Annotated in this window: 1 rRNA gene; it reads left to right on the forward strand. The window is 52.8% G+C overall.

Annotated features, from left to right (window positions below):
• A 23S ribosomal RNA gene (locus ACRQ1B_RS29090) occupies positions 1-2,606 on the forward strand; the annotation flags it as partial.

Here is a 2,606-nt window from a genome sequence, read left to right on the forward strand (position 1 = left end):
ATAAGGTATCTACACCTGAATACATAGGGTGTAAGAAGCGAACTCAGGGAACTGAAACATCTAAGTACCTGAAGGAAAGGACATCAACCGAGACTCCGCAAGTAGTGGCGAGCGAACGCGGACCAGGCCAGTGGCAATGTTGAATAAAGCTGAACAGGTTGGAAAGCCTGACTATAGTGGGTGATAGTCCCGTAAGCGTAGAACAGACATTGTCCTTGAGTAGGGCGGGACACGTGAAATCCTGTCTGAACATGGGGAGACCACTCTCCAAGCCTAAGTACTCGTGCATGACCGATAGCGAACAAGTACCGTGAGGGAAAGGTGAAAAGCACCCCGACAAGGGGAGTGAAATAGAACCTGAAACCGGATGCCTACAAGCAGTCGGAGGGCGCAAGCCTGACGGCGTACCTTTTGTATAATGGGTCAACGACTTAGTGTAACTAGCAAGCTTAAGCCGGTAGGTGTAGGCGCAGCGAAAGCGAGTCTGAACAGGGCGTTCAGTTAGTTGCATTAGACCCGAAACCGAGTGATCTAGCCATGAGCAGGCTGAAGGTTGGGTAACACCAACTGGAGGGCCGAACCCGCATCTGTTGCAATAGATTGGGATGACTTGTGGCTAGGGGTGAAAGGCCAATCAAACTCGGAGATAGCTGGTTCTCCGCGAAATCTATTTAGGTAGAGCGTCGACCGAATACCCTCGGGGGTAGAGCACTGGATGGGCTATGGGGACTCACCGTCTTACTGATCCTAACCAAACTCCGAATACCGAGGAGTACTAGTCGGCAGACACACGGCGGGTGCTAACGTCCGTCGTGAAAAGGGCAACAACCCTGACCTCCAGCTAAGGTCCCCAAGTCATGGCTAAGTGGGAAAGGATGTGAGGATCCCAAAACAACCAGGATGTTGGCTTAGAAGCAGCCATCATTTAAAGAAAGCGTAACAGCTCACTGGTCTAAATAAGGGTCTTTGCGCCGAAAATGTAACGGGGCTAAAGCCATGCACCGAAGCTGAGGATGTGCACTTGTGCACGTGGTAGCGGAGCGTTCCGTAAGTCTGTGAAGGAGGATCCGTGAGGACCTCTGGAGATATCGGAAGTGCGAATGTTGACATGAGTAACGATAAAGAGGGTGAGAGACCCTCTCGCCGAAAGACCAAGGGTTCCTGCTTAAAGTTAATCTGAGCAGGGTTAGCCGGCCCCTAAGCCGAGGCAGAAATGCGTAGGTGATGGAAACCACGTTAATATTCGTGGGCCTGGTGGTAGTGACGGATCTCGTAGCTTGTAAGGTCTTATTGGATTGATCTTGCAGGGAAGAGGTTCCAGGAAATAGCTCCACCATTATAGACCGTACCCGAAACCGACACAGGTGGTCAGGTAGAGTATACCAAGGCGCTTGAGAGAACTATGCTGAAGGAACTCGGCAAATTGCACGCGTAACTTCGGAAGAAGCGTGACCCCAATTGAGGCAACTCTATTGGGGTGGCACAGACCAGGGGGTAGCGACTGTTTATCAAAAACACAGGGCTCTGCGAAGTCGAAAGACGACGTATAGGGTCTGACGCCTGCCCGGTGCTGGAAGGTTAAGAGGAGGGGTGCAAGCTCTGAATCGAAGCCCCAGTAAACGGCGGCCGTAACTATAACGGTCCTAAGGTAGCGAAATTCCTTGTCGGGTAAGTTCCGACCTGCACGAATGGCGTAACGACTTCCCCGCTGTCTCCAGCATAGACTCAGTGAAATTGAATTCCCCGTGAAGATGCGGGGTTCCTGCGGTTAGACGGAAAGACCCCGTGCACCTTTACTATAGCTTTACACTGGCATTCGTGTCGGCATGTGTAGGATAGGTGGTAGGCTTTGAAGCGGGGACGCCAGTCTTCGTGGAGCCATCCTTGAAATACCACCCTTATCGTCATGGATGTCTAACCGCGGTCCGTCATCCGGATCCGGGACAGTGTATGGTGGGTAGTTTGACTGGGGCGGTCGCCTCCGAAAGAGTAACGGAGGCGCGCGATGGTGGGCTCAGACCGGTCGGAAATCGGTCGTCGAGTGCAATGGCATAAGCCCGCCTGACTGCGAGACTGACAAGTCGAGCAGAGACGAAAGTCGGTCATAGTGATCCGGTGGTCCCGCGTGGAAGGGCCATCGCTCAACGGATAAAAGGTACGCCGGGGATAACAGGCTGATGACCCCCAAGAGTCCATATCGACGGGGTTGTTTGGCACCTCGATGTCGGCTCATCGCATCCTGGGGCTGGAGCAGGTCCCAAGGGTTTGGCTGTTCGCCAATTAAAGCGGTACGTGAGCTGGGTTCAGAACGTCGTGAGACAGTTCGGTCCCTATCTGCCGTGGGTGTAGGAATATTGACAGGATCTGTCCCTAGTACGAGAGGACCGGGATGGACATATCTCTGGTGGACCTGTTGTCGTGCCAACGGCATAGCAGGGTAGCTATATATGGAATGGATAACCGCTGAAGGCATCTAAGCGGGAAACCAACCTGAAAACGAGTATTCCCTATCAGGGCCGTGGAAGACGACCACGTTGATAGGAGGCGTGTGGAAGTGCAGCAATGCATGAAGCTTAGCCTTACTAATAGCCCGATTGGCTTAATCG

The sequence above is a fragment of the Endobacterium panacihumi genome, from assembly GCF_050847465.1.
Taxonomy (GTDB): domain Bacteria; phylum Pseudomonadota; class Alphaproteobacteria; order Rhizobiales; family Rhizobiaceae; genus Neorhizobium; species Neorhizobium panacihumi.